Source organism: Candidatus Nitrosopumilus sp. (assembly GCF_028278985.1).
In the GTDB taxonomy this organism is placed as follows: domain Archaea; phylum Thermoproteota; class Nitrososphaeria; order Nitrososphaerales; family Nitrosopumilaceae; genus Nitrosopumilus.
Window position 1 is genome coordinate 102,060 of record NZ_JANQTA010000001.1, and the last position, 16,717, is coordinate 118,776.

The window sequence follows — 16,717 nt, forward strand, 5'->3', positions numbered from 1 at the left end:
AAGAAAAAGGGGTGATTATGTCTGGCCTTCAATACCCATCAAGGTAAGTGTTGAACGAATCTTTTCAATTTTTCTGATTTTCCAAGTAATTGTTTCTCTAAGTTTTTCTACAGTATCAGATTCAATCTTGGCCAAAATATCGTATGCACCAAAAGTTCCATGAACTTCCTTAACACCTTCTAAGCCCTTTAGTTGCTGAATAATTGCTTCTTCAGAACCAAGTTCACAGTTTATTAAAACATAAGCTGTTGCCATGCCAGCATTACAAAAATCGACTATATCAATAAACCGATTATTTCTAAGTTTGAGACATCTTTAAAATAGCATCCCAGATGGTTTTTGGAACGGGCATTACAGATAATCTTGAAATTCGAATTAATTCCCAATCTTTGAATTTTTTCTCTTTTTTCATCTCATCCAATGTTACGGGATGTTTAAGAGATTTTTTGTATTTTACATCTACAACAATAAAACGCTCATTATCTTCTTTGGGATTTGGATAGGGTTTTGAGGAAACTTCCATAATTCCAACAGCTTGACGTTCATCACCAGTATGATAGAAAATTACAAGATCTTTGGGTTTCATTTCCCGCATGTGTTTTAGTGCTAAATTGTTATGTACACCATCCCATACAGTTTTCTTTTCTTTTTTTAGTTGTTCAAAATTATATCCTCTTGGACCACTTGGTTCTTGTTTTGCTAACCAATAGTTTACCATGAATTCACTTGAAATTTTGGTGTTTTATGGTTTTTGAAATTGTAAATGTTCCCCGGTTCTGACTCGCACAAGATCATTGGAATTTAGCCAAAACCTCCTTGGGTTTTCTAACCGGGGTTGCCCATAATGTACCACACCTGGGTGAATTAGAAATCATTGGTATCATTACGATCGACATCATCCTAATCCGTCTGCGTGGCTGCTCTTGGGCGCTTAATATTGGAATTATTCTTACTAAAAACCATTTAGAGAAAAATTGAGCATATTTGGAAATTAAAATTAAATCACCGGAAACCAAAGAAAGTAAATGGAGATAAAAAATATCACATTATTTTTTGTCGGAATTATTTTATTGATTATTGGGAGTTTAATTGTAATTTTTGATTATCCACAAATCCAATTTTTTGAAAGCTTGGACGAAGAATCATACTATATGCTAGATGTAGAGAATAAGTCAATTCATCAAAGAATGATCATTGAATTTACCATTGGAATGATTATTTTGTCAGTAGGGATTGGTATGATCGGAATGTCTTTTCTAAACAGATTTCAAAATGGAATCAGATAAAGAAATTTCAAATCCTACAACAGGTACACGAATTTTATAATTTTCAATTATTTGAGAATTAATTTCGCCAATAATTCCAATTGTTTTATTATTTACAAGAACACTTGCGCATCTTCCATCTTCAAAGGTTGGATGAGATGTTGTTTTTGTTTGAATTTCAAGGTCAAATCCTGTTTTTAGTCCAGACTGTAAAACAGATTTTATTTCAGTGAAATTTGCATCTTGATGAGCACTAATTCCTGAAAAACTAATTTTTTCATCAATTGGGTTTCCTTCTGAAAAAACGGAACCTGTTTCAAATATTTTTTGAGGATATGATTCGTGAATATTTTTTGATAAATTCTCTAGTAATCCTGGAAGAATTGAATCTCGTAAAATAGTATGTTCTTGGCTTTTTGAATCACGTACAGAAATAATTTTAGAAGAATTTCTGTTTGTCATTTCATACAAAACTCGTTTACTTGTTAGGCTCGAATTTAGTGCTTCAAGATAACCTAGTCCAACCATCACCTGACTCAGAAATTTTAGATTTTGGGAAACATGATTTGTTTGGCCAATTGTTTGTGATGGTGATAATGCAGGTTCAAGATTTTGAATTCCATATCCTAATGCAACTTCTTCCACAAGATCCATTGGACCAAAGATATCAAATCGATATGCAGGAATGATACACAAAATATCTTTGCCTTTTAGAGATGCATCTAATCTAGATTTTTTCAAACAAGAGATAATTTTTGAAGAATTCAGATTCAATCCTAAAATTTGATTTACCAAAGTTGTACTAACAGTCATTTTCTTTGACTCTAATTTTGGAGTAGAATTTTTTGAACCTGAAATTTTTACTTCTTCCAGACTAAATCCTGCACTTTGCAATATTGTTGCAACGACTGAAAGCATATCTTCAGCATCCGCTTTGTTAATTCCTGTAACTTCAACAAAGAGATTTTTGGTTTTTGTAGTCACAGTTGTTACTGCTGCATTAATTATTGGAGGAAATGAGACAGTTTGATTTTTTGAATCAGTAATAATTGGCATTTTAGATGAATTGCCTAAAATTTGTCCATAATCTTTTCCAACATCAGTAGATTCTAGAATTTGAGTAATTGTTAGTTCTTTTTCAGAATTTAATGGAATGAATTTGTCATTTCTACTAGTTGTAGAATATGTCAGAGGAAATGAAATCTTGTCTAAATCATGAATTCCAATTGAAGATTTTTTTCTTTTTCTTCCAATTCCAAAATGAAGATCTTCTTGCATGGCCATAAGTTGTTTGATTGTTTTATCATCAATTTTGCCATTTTTAGCCACAATTCCAGTCACAAAAGGTCGGATTTTTGCAACATCAGATTTTACATTTATAGAATATTGTTTTGATTTTTTGATTTTTAATTTGATTGCGCCAGTTTTGATTCCAAGTAATCCTTGCATTCCCAATGCAATACCAAAATCAGTAGAGTAATCAGGTCTGTTTGGACTGTATTCAATTCTTACCAAGTCTTTGTCTTCAGATTCAATATCTAAACCAAGAAATGGTAATGAATCAGAAATTTGTTTTTTTGATGATTTTCCAATTAATTTTTGGAGGCGAGAATAAGATAATTCAACTACTGGCATTTTGATGCGCTCCTTAACCAATTAAGATTATTATTGTAAAATTCTCGAACATCATCTAATCCATACTTTAGCATTGCAATTCTTTCAATTCCTCCACCCCAAGCTAAAACTGGTTTTGTTATTCCAAGAGGCTTTGTAACCTCAGGCCTGAAAATTCCCATTCCAAATAATTCAACCCATTTTCCTAATCTTTCATTATACACCATAGTTTGCAAAGATGGTTCAGTATATGGGAAAAATGTTGGCCAGAATTTAATTTTCGTTATTCCAATTCTTTTGTAGAATTCTCTTTGAATTCCCATTAAATCACGAAGTGTAGCATTTTTTCCAACTACAACTCCTTCAATTTGATTAAATTCAACTAGATGTTTGTAACTGACTTTTTCATTTCTAAATACACGACCTAAAGAAAATACTCGAGCTTCATCAGGTTTTGTTTCAGCTAAGTGCTTTATTGTAACACATGTGGTATGAGTCCTCAATACCATTTTTCGTGCCTCATTAATGTCCCATTGGTATCTCCAGTTTTTCTTATGCGAATCTGAAACTTTTCTAATTTGCTCAGGTGTAGCTATTTTTTTGGCTGAAATTCCATCCAAGTAAAATGTGTCTTGAAGTTCTCTTGCAGGATGATCCTGAGGTGTAAACAATGCATCAAAATTCCAGAAACTAGACTGGGTCATGTTTCCATTAATTTCTGAAAAGCCTAGTGTTACAAAGATTTCACGAATTTCATCAATTGTGTCTTTTAATGGATGAGTTCTTGCTACAAAAACTTGGGGAACTTTGGCTTCAACATCAATTGCTCCAGATGAATCAGATAGTTCGAGAGTTTTTGCAGAATCAGAAAGTGTGATTTCTTTAGTTTTTACAATATCTTCAATTACAAAATCAGGTCGCTTCAAAAGAACAGAAAGTTCAGAAGCATCAATTTTTTCTTTAGGAATTTTTTCTTTTCCAATTTGCTTGATAATTTTTTCAGCAGGAATTTCTGCTGGTTCATTATTTAGAGAAATCGAATCAGAATCAGCCTTTACCCAATTATTTTTTCTAGCAAGACCCATTGCAGGACCAAATACTGGACCAAGTTGTTTTTGTAAATCCGATAATTTTTTTGGACCATTTTTTAAAGAATTTAGTAATTGCCTTTCAGGTAATCCTTTTTCAATTGATTCAAGACCATTTTTTCCTAAACTGATAAGACTAGTTTTGGATTCATTTACAATAGCTAAATCTTTGAGTTTAAGCCATTCAATTCCTCGCCTAATTTGATCAGGAGACAAATTAGTTGATTTTTCTAATGATTCTGGAGATTGTTTAGAATTCTCTTTTAGTGATGAAATTATTTTTTTTTCAATATCATGAAAAACTTGTGACAACAGCAGAAAGTTCGAAAAAGACTTTTTAAACCTTAACCTAAGTCAAATTGAATGTCAGCTGACGACTTTATTGTAACACCTTGGCATGTAGAGGGCGACATTGATTATGAAAAACTTATCAAAAAATTTGGTACAGAAAAGATTTCATCTGAATTACTAGCCAGAATTACAAAAATCACAGGCGAGGACCATTTTATGCTCAGACGAGGGATTTTCTTCTCACATAGAGAAATGAGCAGGATTCTAGATGATTATGAAAAAGGAAACAAATTCTTCCTTTATACTGGTAGAGGTCCATCTGGTCACACTCATATTGGACACTTGGTTCCTTGGGTGTTTGCAAAATGGTTACAAGAAAAATTTGATGTGAATATGTATTTTCAATTAACTGATGATGAGAAATTCTTTTCAAAACAAAATCTCACTTTAGAAGATACAAAAAAATTTGCACTTGAAAATGCTTTAGATTTTATCGCTTTAGGATTTGACCCTAAGAAAACAAAAATCATAATCAATACAAGAAATATTCAGACCTTGTATCCTATTGCAGCTCAAGTTGCAAAGAAAATAAATTTTTCAAATACAAAAGCTACATTTGGATTTACAAATGAAACCAATCTCGGTATGATATTTTATACTTCATTACAATCAGCACCTTGTTTTATTGAAGACAAACCAGTTTTGATTCCATTAGGAGTTGATCAAGATCCTCATTTCAGACTTACAAGAGATATTGCTCCAAAAATAGGAAAACCAAAACCAGCATTAATCCATAACATTATGATTCCAGCTTTAGAAGGCCCTGGAGGAAAAATGTCAGCATCTGATGAAAATGGAACTGTTTACACAACTGATGCTCCAAATGTAGTAAAAAAGAAAATTAACAAATACGCATTTTCAGGGGGTCAGCCAGATCTTGAACAACATAGAAAGCTAGGAGGGAATCCGGACATTGATGTGTCATTTCAGTATCTTAGAATATTTTTTGAACCTGATGATGAAAAACTCAAAGCAATCTATGATGATTACAAATCAGGGAAACTACTTTCTGGAGAGTTAAAAGCAATTTTGATTGAAAAAATGAATAATTTTCTTGCCACTCATCAAGAAAATAGAGAAAAAGCTAAAGACAAAATTGACGAATTTCTTTTTGAGAATAAATGAAGATTAGAATAAAGTGTGACGACAAATACGAAGCTCAAAAACTAGCGAGTTTAATTTTCATCAAAGAGGGAAAAGAGACGTTTATCACATCGATTCTAAATGTGATTCAAAACGAAATGGTGATTTCATTGAAAGATAAATCAGCACATAGTATTCTTCTTTCTGATGAGCAAAATGTGGAGAATTTTGCAGATTTCATACAATCAGTAATTGACAAAGAAGACAAGCTAGTTTCTACTAAGGTTATTGAAGAAAGTGTAGAAATCGAAAAAGAAAAGATCTAAGGTGCAAATGCGGTATAAAGGGCTACAATGCCAACCATAGCAATCAAAGTCAGACCTAATGCCTTAAAGTCGCCATTCATGTTTTATCTTCAAAATTATTATAATTAAAGTGTTAATAAATTCTCAAAATTGATTTCAGAGATCATCTAGGAAAATATTTGCTCTTCTTTCTTTTTGGTCTAGATTCATTTTTGGGTTTGGAAACAGGTTGGTTTATTTGATTACAGTTCAAACAAAGCACCTTTAGTTCATCTCTGGCTAAATTAGGTTCAGAGATGTATTTACCCCATGAAGATGCAGCTCCACCACGGTGAATATCATCAAATGCGTTTTCATCATATTTGTGACTAAATCCCAAGGCTCTCTCATCTCTAAATCCACAACTAGAGCAAATTTTTCCCCCTAAAATCTCAAATAATTTTTCCTTCAAAGATTCATAGAATTTGTCTGAACCATTGGAGTAGAAACTTTCTTGTTTTTTTAGGAATTTCTCACTTTTAGAATTTTTAGAACGTGGTTCATCTCTGGATGATCTTCTTTCACTTCGTCTATCATTTCTAGGTCGATCGTTTCTGGAACGTCTATCATCTCTAGAGTATCTTGATTCTCTATCATTTCTTAAGTATCTTGATTCTCTATCATTTCTAGAAAATCTATCATCATCAGAGTTTCTTGATTTGTTTTGTCTAAAGCAATCACTACAATAAACAGGTCTATCGTGTCTTGGTACAAATGGAACTTCACAATCGGTTCCGCAATCAGCACATGTTACAGTAGCTGACTCTCTTTCTCTATCATCTCTAGAGTATCTATCATTTCTGGAACGTCTATCATCTCTAGAGTATCTTGATTCTCTATCATTTCTGGAATTGTCTTTGTGTGAATATTTCTCATAATCATCAGATTCTGGTTTGTTTTGTCTAAAGCAATCACTACAATAAACAGGTCTGTCAGTCTTTGGTACAAATGGAACTTCACATTCTGTTCCGCAATCAGCACATGTTACAGTTGCAGATTCTCTTTTTCCATCTCTAGAAAATCTATCATTTCTGGAATTTCTAAATGATTTTGAGACGTTATCATCTCGTCTTGATTTTCTAGATTTTTTATTATCAGAATATTTTGATTTGTATAGTTCCATTGTATAGCAGGTTTAGAATTAATGGTTATAGATACTTAGAGCTTTGAGTTGTGCCTAGAAAAATCAAACAAGAGATTTGTCCATTTCAGTAGACATTACTTCTTGTACTTTGAGAAAATATAATTTTGTTGAATATGGCATTTCTTCAATATTATTTTCAACTGCAATCATGAAGTATCTTACAGCACGTTTTGAAATGTCCAGATTAAACTTCATTGTAAGAACAGGATCTTGATGAACTTTGATTTTATCTTGTAACCAAGGAGGTGCCATCTCAATTGTTTCTTTAATTATTTTATCATACCAAAATGCTAGACTCTCAGGTTGTAATCCTTGTTTTAGATTTGAGACATCATTATCAATTTGTTTCATCATATGATTGATGATTGCCATGAGGCTAAATCCTACAATTTTGTTTTATGACAATTACTCAAAGTTAGACAAGCTTCTTGTCAATTCACAACAAGTTTCCTTCTTTGTCAATTTCTAAATTTTTTATTCTTGTGGTAGATATTCTTGTACCATCTTCAGCCAAATGCATTGGAACTACAATGATTTCTACAGGAGGTAGATTCTTTTCTGCTCTTAATTCATTGAGTTTTTCACCTTGATTACTAGTCTCTGAGCTAACAACTAATGCCTGAACTTCCTTTTCTAATACTGCTGGACCAAAATCATTATCCAACTTACTGATTTGAAAATCAGATTTTGGGAATTCTTGAAAGATAGTTTCAAGTAGATGTGCTAATCTTGTTTGATAATTATTGTGAGGAGATTTTCCCTTTCTTTTTGCCAGTTCGTCACTTGTTAAACCAATGATTACTTTGTCAGATCTTGAAAATGCATTTACAAGTAATGTCAAATGACCTCTGTGAATAATATCAAATGTTCCGCCCATTGCAGCTAGAGAAAAATCAGACATGGAGATATTATGATGAATATGAAAATAAACTTACTATTTTACAAGAAAGAGAACAATAGGACCCTGTTCAGAAATGGGAATGTTATTTCTATCCCAAACAAAAGTTTCCATATAATACAATCCTGATTTCTGAGGAATCCAGTCTATGGTTTGAAAGTCATCACCTGTGCCAATAAATCGTCCTTCGTATTGACCAATGTATTCTACAGTTGGGTTTTCTCCAGATTCTTTGATTTGAACATAGTAAGTGTATGCTGTTTCATTTTTTTCTTGATCTGCTGCAAATTGAATAGTAGTTTTACTCTTAATGTTGACAGGTACTCCTACTTGAAGTTCAGAGAGTTTCGTTCCCTGTTTGTCTTGAATTGAGACATCAGAAATTGCTCCCAGCATAGATGCTATCTCAGGTGGTGGAATTGTAACTTCTACAATATCAGAATTAAAGATATTTGATTCAGCTACCATAAAGAGTCCTACAGCTCTAGAATCAATTTTTCCATTAAACTCAAAAGTGATTTTATCATTAGATGCAACTTGACCAATTTCTACAGTTTCAACACTTAGAATTCTTGGAGGATCAAATGCATCGTGTATTGCCAAATACACATTTGTGTCAGAAATTGGAGCCCCCCCATTTTCCAAGGTTCCAGTAAAGTGGAGTTCAGTATCCATGGACACATCATTAGAATAGATTATCAGGGCACTTTCTTTTGGATTTGAAGAATCAAAGCCAACTAAAGAAACGGCTGCTTGAGTGATATAGGGATTTGCTGTAGCGGAGCGAATTGAATATGGAGAAACCCCATTTGCTGGAATTACTTCAAGGGAGACATTCTCAGTGACTGTCTCAATTGGTTGTGGATTTAGATCATCATAGAATTTTACCTGAACCTGAACATTACTAACTGGAGTTAGGTCATTGTTGTTTTCAACTACACCTACTACAACTGTATATCCTTCAGAATCCTGATAGACAAATGGAGTTTCATTTTGTAATGAAACAGTTAGTGTTGGAGTATTATCAGAATATTCTTGAGCATTAATTTGAGATATTGGAATTAATAAAACAGCTAGAAATATTATCGGAATAATTTTTTGCATCTGAATTTTATGGATATCGGAGATTAATTTTCTGTAACAATTCATATTGTGAACAAGAAAGGTAACAACGTTTAACCTAGTTTACACTATGAATAGAAGATAATAAAAAGAGAATAAAAATTGTAAATTTAGTTTCTCTTGGCGGTAATTGCTAACCAGTATATCAAACCTGGTGCTAAACCAACAATGAGTGGAATCCATACAGGCCATCCATCTACTACGCTTGCCATAAGAGAAAACCGAAACTTATCCTATTTAAATCCATCCAGCAGTCCGAATATCAGAATAGATCGCATAAGAGTGGACCGGACGGAATTTGAATCCGTGACCCCCCGCGTGCAAGGCGGGTATACTACCAGGCTATACTACCGGCCCACGTGAATGATGGATTATGTGTGGATTTTAATTGTTGTCTTCTAGGCAAGGATTTTATTTGAAAACATGAACGTCCACTTATGGTACTTTTAGAATCTCAAGTTAAACTAAAAGCTGGAGATATTGCACCTGACTTTGAATTGTTAGGAATTGATGATAAGAAACATTCACTCAAAGATTATGAAAACTACAAAGGAGTTTTAGTAATTTTCATGTGTAATCACTGTCCATATGTAAAAGCTAAAGTAGACGCACTAAACGAGTTGTATGAAAAATTTGGAAAAGATATTGCAATAGTTGGAATCAACAGTAATGATTCAACTGACTATCCAGAAGACAGTTTTGATGCAATGAAGGATACTGCAAAAGAGAAAGGATTTGGTTTTGATTATCTAGTTGATGAAACTCAGGAGATTGCAAAAAAATATGGTGCCATGTGTACCCCAGATCCATTTTTGTTCAATAGCCAAAAACAACTAGTCTTTCATGGTAGAATCGACAATGCTATGAAACCTGATGATGAGGCCACAGAAAAGACAATGATCAACAATATGCAGAAATTGTTAGATGGTGAGAAAATTGAAAAAGACTTTGACCCATCAATTGGATGCTCTATCAAGTGGAAAGAAAATTAAACTTAAATGACCTCAGCCTAGAGATTTCTTCGTGGGCTCGTAGCTCAGCTTGGCTGGAGCGTTCGACTGATAATCGAAAGGTCATGAGTTCGAATCTCATCGGGCCCATCTTACTTCATATTTTCAAATGTTGATTGAGACCATTGCAGGATATCTTCAATTTTCTCAGAAACCAAATCAGAATGAGATTTGGTTTTTTTGGATGTTTTTCCATATAGAGCTAGTTTCATTTTTTTGCCAGATTTTTCTCTGGTAGGATTTATTGAATCTGTGAAAAAAATTAACCCTTCATCAGTTTCTGAAAAAACTACAACTATGAGAAGTCCAGGTTTTTGCTTCCAAATTTTTCCTACCAATTTTTGAAAATCTAAATCAAAGAGTACATCAATTGCTGAAGACATGTCACCTAGATTAGAAACTCTCCATCCTTCTGAATGATATGCTGCAGCTGCTGCTTCAGAAATCAAACTGCTGTTAGAATCAGCTGCAATTAATACAACATTCTTTTTTTGTTCTGAAACAATTTGAGTTTGATTGAAAATTTGTAAAGATTTTGAAATTGTCATTCTTAGAAGATTCCTTTCAGCAGTGCCAATTTTTCCATCTTCGAACAATTGATTTACTGACTCTATTGCAGGAAGTATAATTTCTAAAACTAGCCTGTTTACTGTTGCACCAGAATGAAGGCAGTTTTTGATTAGAGAAAATACTTGTTCTTCAGAACCCTTTACCAAAAAATCAAGGTATTGTGGTGAAACTTGAAAATAATCATCTGGAAAATTATATGCTTCTTGTCCAGGTTCTAAAAACCATAATGTAATATTTCCAATATTTTTTTGACGTAACAATCCTTCAGCTGCAAAAACTTTGAGATACTTTGTCATGGTAATTCTATTGATTCCAATTTTATCTGAAATCTCAACTCCTGACATTCCAGTTTCTGAATCCTCTAAAGTTGAAATTAATTTTTCACGAATCTCTTCAGTTGAATAGCCACGACCCATATTGCTTTTGGATTAAGGTATTGTATAAAGACTAATTTCTATTAACTAGGGGAAAGGGTTTTTGAAAATAAGGTTCTGTGTAATTTGAAAGACCTAGCCTCAGATCTTCTACCTGTTTACTTTCGAGACCTAAGATTTCACGTATTTTTGATTCATGAAATCAGAGTTCTTTACCATCAATTGCTAGAATACCTAAGCCTAAAGCAGTAAACCACCCTTTAGGATTTTGTTTTATTTCCTCTTCTAAGAGAACTTTAGTTCCTTGAAGTGCAGACATTGCTTCGTTTGGATGCTGTCTTTCAAGTTCATTCAGCATAACTTGAATTAATGACTCAAAGTCTATTTTGATAACCATACAAAATTATGAAGTATCTGCAATATTAGATTTCTAGTTAATCTCTATCAGACAAAAAAGCCACAACTAACCCAAGTAATAAAATAATTCCAAATACTTTGCCAACATCTCCTAGTGAAACAGCCTCTTTTTTCTCTTCTTCTAATAATCCCTTTAATTCATCTGCCTCGATGGGATTCAAAACTCTAGTTTGTAGTTTTTGGGTTAATTCTTGTTTTCTTTGTTTTTGTTGTGGTGTTAATGCCATTAACTATTGTTACCTCCTTTGAACTTACTAAATAACTTCATGAGAAATGCACTATTGTTTCTCATCCAATCTGATAGTTCTGGATCATCAGTAATGCCAGAAAAGAATCCATTCTCAATCCTATCTATTCTTTCATTAAGTTCTTTCATTTTGGTTTCTTTTTTCTCCCATCTAGTGCCTGCTGTAAAACCTGCCCCAAACACTACAATTGCCCCTACAATAATTGCAATTATGAGATTTGGATCATCTAAAGGCAATACTATTTTTTCACAATAGAATATTTTAAAAAGTTATGATCTTTTGCTGGCATTCTGAATTAAAGTGATCCATTTGTTATCTCCATGAACCTTGATACTTGCAATATCCGCAGGAGTCTTTCTGTCAAAAGCCATGTGGCCTCTTATGAAATTGTGATAGATTCTGTAACCGTCAATAATTGGAGAGTCATCTTTTTTCAGTCCTCTCATTACTTTTTCCCTGTCTCGGATTTCTCCGTTTAGTCTCTCCATCTTGTTGTTATTCATGTCATTTTTCAAATGGATATGACGGATATGGATAGTCTTTGGATTTGTCTTTGAGAAAAATGCCCTCTTGTATGCCAAGTGAAAATTCTGTGCCCCGTCAGTGATGAGTACCTTTGGCTTTTTGTTTGCAAGTTTCTTTCCGTCCTCAAACATTGGCACAATATCATCCTTGTACTTTCTATCTGACACTTGTTTGGCAATCCAAAATCTAGTATCATCATCCATCATGGCATAGAGGTATTTCGTATTGCCCTTGACCTTAAGGTACAGTTCGTCAGCCCTCCACTTGTCGCTGACATTTGGAACAATCTCATCAAGATACCCGTTCATCAAACCAACATACTTGTTAATCCAGTTCCATACAGTTTTGTGGGTAATTTTTACGCCCTGCAATTCCAAGAATCTCTGAACGTTTCTGAGTGATTCGCCTGAGAAATACAACTGCATTGCACTAGTGATAACCTGAGGGGAAGCCTTCATTTTCTCAAATCCAAGATTTACTGAGAATTTTCTGTCACAATCCTTGCATTGGTAAACCTGCAAGGAATAGGTCTTGTTCTTTCTCAATCCCTTTTTGATGATTTTGGAGGACTCACAGAATTTGCATTTGTCAGTTTCAATTTCATTGATGTGTGTTGCTTTCCAAACTTTGGTTCTAACTAATTTTGAAAATTCTACTGCATGGATATGTTTGCAACAAACCTGTCTAAAACAATGATCAGGACAGGTACAAGTCCAACCCTTTTCAGTAGCGATAACGTCATACTCTTTTTCTGAGGTTTGTGATTTTACCCTGTAGTGGTTTTCATCTACTCTTTGAATTTGATTACTAGAGTTTGCAATTTCTTTTCCTTTTTCTTGACGAGGATCTGTTTTATCCATGTGTAGTATTAGGTACCTATTAATATAAACATTTAGGTACCTAACAATAATTATGTACCAAACTATATTAGGTACCTAGTAGAAATTTGAATAGTTGAAACTACAAAAACAAGTTAATCGAAAAGTAGGCAACAAAGAATATTCAAAACTTGTAGTTGTTATTCCACCTGAGAAAGTTGATGAGGCAGGTTGGGAAGTAGGAGACGAATTAGAGGCAGTTGTAAAACGTCATGAGATTATTCTCAAACTAAACAAGAAAAAATAATCATTTTATAATCTCATGTTCGCCTTTACGCCATTTGATTATTGGTTGAGTTTTTTCTCTAAACCATTTATTGACCTCACTTTCTCGCAAATAAACACGAATCAGAATATCTGCTCCAATAATTATTGGGATTGCACCCACGCCTACCCAAGTCAATGCAAGCAATCGTGCATTTGAGATGTCTTGAACTAATGAACTAATTCTTTGTTGTTCTGCTTGTGCCAATAAAGCACGATTTGCCTCTGTTTCCAATTTTGCAGATGTGGGAAATATTTTCAATATAGGTTCATCAAGATTCAGTGTCTCAAACCCGTTTTCTCTAATTATGAATCCTGTAACAAAAACTTCACTTTCTACTGGAAATGGAATTTTCCCTTTTAATGAGAACGGTTCTTCCATATCAGGCCCTAAGACAATTGCATGCCCAAAATTTCCTGCAGTATTGATTTCCTGAAAAATTTGTCCCCGAGTATGTTTTGTATATTCTACATTTTCATGATCAAAAATTATGGCAATTGCTTGAATATTGGATATCTGTTGATCTGTGACAATACGTGCATGGTATTCAACCTCATCTCCTGCATAAACCACAGATTGTTGAAAAGTTATCAATATTCGTAAATCCGTTGCATTGGATTGACCTACAACAGGAAAAAGATTCAATGTGATTGGCTTATTGATTTCATATAATGGAATTTTTTCAGTTTCATCTATCAGTGACTCGGCAATGTTTGCTTTCTCAAATTCTGGCATAGTGTTAAACAAGATTATGGTTATTCCAGAAATAAACAGTATTGCTACAATGAAATTAATCTTAAACTCTTGATCAAACTTTTCCATTAATTCGGCTAATAATAGGTATTAAAAAAACAATACCTAAGACTATTCCTACGCCAATTAATGATAATAGTGGTTTCGACACATCTGTTCCAAAATTGATTGAAAGCAAATTACTGCCCATGAAAATAAAGAAAAAGCCAATTCCTGTTTGTATTAGCAGTAATGTCCAAAATTGGGCACATGAAACTTTGAATCTCAATTTTTAAAATTCCCGACACGAAAGGTCTCGAGGTAAACAGGTAGAAGATTTGAGGCTAGGTCTCTCATATTACACAGAACCGAAAATAAAACATTATATACTTAGTACCTTAATGTACGGTAAGGGAAAAGTAAATTGCCAAAAGAGGGATTCAAATCAATTACGGTTTCAGAGAACGTTTATGACAAGTTCCACCAGGTTTATGAAAAGAGTAAAGACGACCTTTCAATGAAAGGTGTCAACAGTTTCTCAGGTTATGTTACTTACATGTTAGAGGAGATGATGTTAAAGGACAAGACCTTTGCAAAATATGCTCCAAAACTTGAAAAGATTTCAGTTGATGAGGACCGTATTATTCTAAAGGATAATACCAGAAATAGAATCGCAGAAGTTGTAATCCAAAAAGGAGAATTGTATTGTCAGCTCTGTGAGAGAAAAGATTGTGCTTGTATTGGTTTTGTCTGGTCCATTCCAGAAGTTTATGAAGTTCTTAACAATAAAGGACTTAGAAATACAAAATAGTGGAGGAGGTGGGATTTGAACCCACGAACTCCTGAGAGACAGGATCACCCATTATTTGATCTTAAGTCCTGCATGTCCAAAAGCACGGAGTGCTTACTTTGGCCAGGCTTGATTACTCCTCCAAAATGATAAAAATTTGTGTGAAATTTAACAGTTTAGAGTTTTTGCAAAAATAATGAAGAATTATAAGGATTTTCTACAGGGTGAATTTGTGCTTCGATAGCTCAGCCTGGTAGAGCGTTACCTTGGTAAGGTAAAGGTCGCGGGTCCGGATCCCGTTCGAAGCTTTTTAATTTCTAAAAATCACAATTTTACGAAATTTGTATTTAAGCTCTTACTCAACTAGGAAAAAGTTAGTTCAAGATCAATTTTTTTTGTGTCCCTAAGTGTTAAAAAATTCCGTGATACTAGTTATTGAAACAAGTATACTCCCAAGTATCAACTGTCGTCCCAAAACCATTTGTAAAATGGGCAGGTGGAAAACGTCAGTTAATTCCAATTTTAAATGAAAATTTGCCAAAAACCTTTGGGACATATTTTGAACCATTTATTGGAGGAGGTGCATTGCTTTTTCATATCCTCACAGAGAGAAATGCTCAGAAATGCAGTATCTCAGATTTGAACTCTGATCTAGTTTTAGCTTATACTACAATTCGAAACAGAATTGATGACTTGATTTCATCTCTAAAAAATCATGAAAGAAATTATCACAAGGATTCAAAATCCTACTATTACTCAGTTCGAGAATCAAATCCAAGAAGTGAAATTGAGAAAACATCAAGATTGCTCTTTTTGAATAGAACCTGCTTTAATGGATTGTACAGAGTTAACAGCAAAGGAAAGTTCAATGTCCCTCTAGGACGTTATTCAAATCCAAATATAGTAAATGAAGGAAATCTCCGTTCTGTCAGCTCCATTCTACAAGCAAGTAGAGTCTCAATCAAATGTCGTGATTTTGAGGCAGTCCTACGAGATGCCAAAAAAGGTGATCTAGTATACTTTGACCCACCATATCAGCCAGTAAGCAATACTGCCAATTTTACCAGTTATACAAACAAGGACTTTACTGATAGTGATCTTGAAAGATTAGCAGATCTATGTAACAACCTGGATTCTAAAGGATGTAAAGTGCTTTTGTCAAATTCAGATTCTAAACAAGTCTCAGATTTGTTCTCAGGAAAATCTTGGAAAGTAAAGAAGATTCAAGCCAACCGTTCAATCAACTCTAATTCAAGAAAGAGAACAGGTCACTTTGAATTATTGATAAAAAATTATTAAAAATAATTTCAAGTTTCATTTTTCAAAATTTGAATTTCATATGTTTCAAAAAATTGTGTAGAATATGCATTAGGAATAGATAACAAAATGAAAAGGAAAGGTTGGGTTTTTAGTCCCACTTAGACCATGCGGCCATCCATCTGTAAGTCCATGTATTCAATTTACAACCTAATGCTGCAAATGTACATGCCAAAACTGCACCTGCACCTGCACCGAGAGCAACTGGGCTGTTATAGAACTTACCTACTTGCGGTTCTATCGGTGTCATGTATGGTGGCAATGTTGGTCTTGGATACTTGAATGCCGTTTCAAGTGGGTCTGCTACTGTTATCAGGTTTACCATGTTGAACAACGGTAATGACATTCCTACCAGTACGCCGCCGAACAGTATCAAGGAGTGCTTGTTCTTCTTTGTTGCCCAGTAAACTAAGTCCAACAGCATTGCTGATGGTAACCAAACTGGAGTTACAATGAAGTCATATGGATATCCGAGTGCAAACCATGCACCTTTTGCTACCCACGTGTATACTGTCATAATCAGAGCGTAGTACGTTGCTGTGCCTGGAACGCCTGTAAATGTTAGGTAATATGTTGCACCTACAATAAGCATCAACGTTTGCGATATTGAGAATACCGTGTACGAAGTCCAAGCCCAGTCAGTGTAGAAGATGTAGTCTCCTGCATTAATTGTTAACAGTGT

The 16,717-nt window shown here is 33.9% G+C and carries 22 protein-coding genes and 4 tRNA genes; 9 read left to right on the plus strand and 17 right to left on the minus strand.

All coding sequences use genetic code 11. The annotated features are described in order from the left end of the window. Nucleotides 1-15: 15 nt before the first annotated feature. Both Q0941_RS00605 and Q0941_RS00610 read right to left on the minus strand, forming a co-directional pair. Nucleotides 16-255: an Lrp/AsnC ligand binding domain-containing protein gene (locus tag Q0941_RS00605; RefSeq protein WP_014963852.1), complete on the minus strand. Its 240-nt coding sequence runs from the start codon at nt 253-255 to the stop codon at nt 16-18. A 43-nt stretch (nt 256-298) separates the two neighbouring features. Beyond that, complete coding sequence (locus tag Q0941_RS00610; protein ID WP_299290324.1) at nt 299-718, minus strand: EVE domain-containing protein; 420 nt, start codon at nt 716-718, stop codon at nt 299-301. Between the two features lie 307 nt (nt 719-1,025). Here Q0941_RS00610 and Q0941_RS00615 point away from each other — a divergent pair, with 307 nt between their 5' ends. Beyond that, entirely contained in the window at nt 1,026-1,286 is a 261-nt protein-coding gene (locus Q0941_RS00615) for a hypothetical protein (protein WP_299290326.1), read from the plus strand. Here Q0941_RS00615 and pheT read toward each other — a convergent pair. Together pheT and Q0941_RS00625 are read right to left on the minus strand one after the other, a co-directional pair. Then, a complete protein-coding gene (gene pheT / locus Q0941_RS00620; RefSeq protein WP_299290328.1) occupies nt 1,257-2,900 on the minus strand; it encodes a phenylalanine--tRNA ligase subunit beta in 1,644 nt (547 codons plus the stop codon). The genes Q0941_RS00615 and pheT overlap by 30 nt on opposite strands. Beyond that, the gene (locus Q0941_RS00625) at nt 2,891-4,279 is read right to left on the minus strand and encodes a phenylalanine--tRNA ligase subunit alpha (RefSeq protein ID WP_299290330.1); all 1,389 of its coding nucleotides are present in this window, start codon (nt 4,277-4,279) and stop codon (nt 2,891-2,893) included. Before Q0941_RS00625 ends, pheT begins: the two co-directional genes overlap by 10 nt. A gap of 51 nt (nt 4,280-4,330) precedes the next feature. Here Q0941_RS00625 and Q0941_RS00630 point away from each other — a divergent pair, with 51 nt between their 5' ends. Continuing rightward, nucleotides 4,331-5,443 (plus strand): tryptophan--tRNA ligase, encoded by a 1,113-nt coding sequence (locus Q0941_RS00630; RefSeq protein WP_299290332.1) that lies wholly within the window; start codon nt 4,331-4,333, stop codon nt 5,441-5,443. After that, nucleotides 5,440-5,727, plus strand: coding sequence for a hypothetical protein (locus Q0941_RS00635; protein ID WP_299290334.1), 288 nt, complete (start codon nt 5,440-5,442; stop codon nt 5,725-5,727). The genes Q0941_RS00630 and Q0941_RS00635 overlap by 4 nt, the downstream gene beginning before the upstream one ends. A 142-nt stretch (nt 5,728-5,869) precedes the next feature. Here Q0941_RS00635 and Q0941_RS00640 read toward each other — a convergent pair whose 3' ends face one another. The 5 genes from Q0941_RS00640 to Q0941_RS00660 form a co-directional block, all read right to left on the minus strand. After that, nucleotides 5,870-6,868: a CxxC-x17-CxxC domain-containing protein gene (locus Q0941_RS00640; protein ID WP_299290336.1), complete on the minus strand. Its 999-nt coding sequence runs from the start codon at nt 6,866-6,868 to the stop codon at nt 5,870-5,872. Between the two features lie 63 nt (nt 6,869-6,931). Continuing rightward, nucleotides 6,932-7,261: a hypothetical protein gene (locus Q0941_RS00645; RefSeq protein WP_299290338.1), complete on the minus strand. Its 330-nt coding sequence runs from the start codon at nt 7,259-7,261 to the stop codon at nt 6,932-6,934. A gap of 64 nt (nt 7,262-7,325) precedes the next feature. Further along, entirely contained in the window at nt 7,326-7,790 is a 465-nt protein-coding gene (locus Q0941_RS00650) for a phosphopantetheine adenylyltransferase (RefSeq protein ID WP_299290340.1), read from the minus strand. Nucleotides 7,791-7,823: 33 nt separating this feature from the next. After that, nucleotides 7,824-8,891 (minus strand): hypothetical protein, encoded by a 1,068-nt coding sequence (locus Q0941_RS00655; protein WP_299290342.1) that lies wholly within the window; start codon nt 8,889-8,891, stop codon nt 7,824-7,826. A 301-nt stretch (nt 8,892-9,192) separates the two neighbouring features. Continuing rightward, nucleotides 9,193-9,266 (minus strand) — tRNA-Ala (locus tag Q0941_RS00660). An 80-nt stretch (nt 9,267-9,346) separates the two neighbouring features. Here Q0941_RS00660 and Q0941_RS00665 point away from each other — a divergent pair. After that, nucleotides 9,347-9,901: a thioredoxin family protein gene (locus Q0941_RS00665; protein WP_299290345.1), complete on the plus strand. Its 555-nt coding sequence runs from the start codon at nt 9,347-9,349 to the stop codon at nt 9,899-9,901. A 33-nt stretch (nt 9,902-9,934) separates the two neighbouring features. Next, nucleotides 9,935-10,009: transfer RNA gene (locus Q0941_RS00670), tRNA-Ile, on the plus strand. A 2-nt stretch (nt 10,010-10,011) separates the two neighbouring features. On the opposite strand, the gene Q0941_RS00675 is transcribed toward Q0941_RS00670, so the two are convergent. The 5 genes from Q0941_RS00675 to Q0941_RS00695 form a co-directional block, all read right to left on the minus strand. Next, entirely contained in the window at nt 10,012-10,905 is an 894-nt protein-coding gene (locus tag Q0941_RS00675) for a B12-binding domain-containing protein (RefSeq protein WP_299290347.1), read from the minus strand. A 160-nt stretch (nt 10,906-11,065) separates the two neighbouring features. After that, on the minus strand, nt 11,066-11,260 hold the full coding sequence (locus tag Q0941_RS00680) for a hypothetical protein (protein WP_299290349.1): 195 nt from the start codon (nt 11,258-11,260) through the stop codon (nt 11,066-11,068). A gap of 37 nt (nt 11,261-11,297) precedes the next feature. Continuing rightward, nucleotides 11,298-11,507, minus strand: a complete 210-nt coding sequence (locus tag Q0941_RS00685; RefSeq protein WP_299290351.1) for a hypothetical protein — start codon at nt 11,505-11,507, stop codon at nt 11,298-11,300. Further along, nucleotides 11,507-11,764: a hypothetical protein gene (locus Q0941_RS00690; protein ID WP_299290354.1), complete on the minus strand. Its 258-nt coding sequence runs from the start codon at nt 11,762-11,764 to the stop codon at nt 11,507-11,509. The genes Q0941_RS00685 and Q0941_RS00690 overlap by 1 nt, the downstream gene beginning before the upstream one ends. Before the next feature lie 33 nt (nt 11,765-11,797). Next, a complete protein-coding gene (locus tag Q0941_RS00695; protein WP_299290356.1) occupies nt 11,798-12,913 on the minus strand; it encodes a DDE-type integrase/transposase/recombinase in 1,116 nt (371 codons plus the stop codon). A gap of 94 nt (nt 12,914-13,007) precedes the next feature. Between Q0941_RS00695 and Q0941_RS00700 the strand changes: the two genes are divergently transcribed. Continuing rightward, complete coding sequence (locus Q0941_RS00700; protein ID WP_299290358.1) at nt 13,008-13,178, plus strand: AbrB/MazE/SpoVT family DNA-binding domain-containing protein; 171 nt, start codon at nt 13,008-13,010, stop codon at nt 13,176-13,178. Here the strand turns inward: Q0941_RS00700 and Q0941_RS00705 are convergent, their stop codons facing one another. Further along, on the minus strand, nt 13,179-14,018 hold the full coding sequence (locus Q0941_RS00705; RefSeq protein WP_299290360.1) for a hypothetical protein: 840 nt from the start codon (nt 14,016-14,018) through the stop codon (nt 13,179-13,181). Nucleotides 14,019-14,352: 334 nt separating this feature from the next. Between Q0941_RS00705 and Q0941_RS00710 the strand changes: the two genes are divergently transcribed. After that, the gene (locus tag Q0941_RS00710; RefSeq protein ID WP_299290362.1) at nt 14,353-14,739 is read left to right on the plus strand and encodes a hypothetical protein; all 387 of its coding nucleotides are present in this window, start codon (nt 14,353-14,355) and stop codon (nt 14,737-14,739) included. Here Q0941_RS00710 and Q0941_RS00715 read toward each other — a convergent pair. Further along, nucleotides 14,740-14,861: transfer RNA gene (locus tag Q0941_RS00715), tRNA-Leu, on the minus strand. A gap of 91 nt (nt 14,862-14,952) precedes the next feature. Between Q0941_RS00715 and Q0941_RS00720 the strand changes: the two genes are divergently transcribed. Both Q0941_RS00720 and Q0941_RS00725 read left to right on the plus strand, forming a co-directional pair. Beyond that, nucleotides 14,953-15,026, plus strand: a tRNA-Thr gene (locus tag Q0941_RS00720). 127 nt (nt 15,027-15,153) lie between these two features. Next, nucleotides 15,154-16,017, plus strand: a complete 864-nt coding sequence (locus Q0941_RS00725) for a DNA adenine methylase (RefSeq protein WP_299290364.1) — start codon at nt 15,154-15,156, stop codon at nt 16,015-16,017. 109 nt (nt 16,018-16,126) lie between these two features. On the opposite strand, the gene Q0941_RS00730 is transcribed toward Q0941_RS00725, so the two are convergent. Further along, on the minus strand, nt 16,127-16,714 hold the full coding sequence (locus Q0941_RS00730) for an ammonia monooxygenase (protein ID WP_367277453.1): 588 nt from the start codon (nt 16,712-16,714) through the stop codon (nt 16,127-16,129). Between the last annotated feature and the right edge of the window lie 3 nt (nt 16,715-16,717).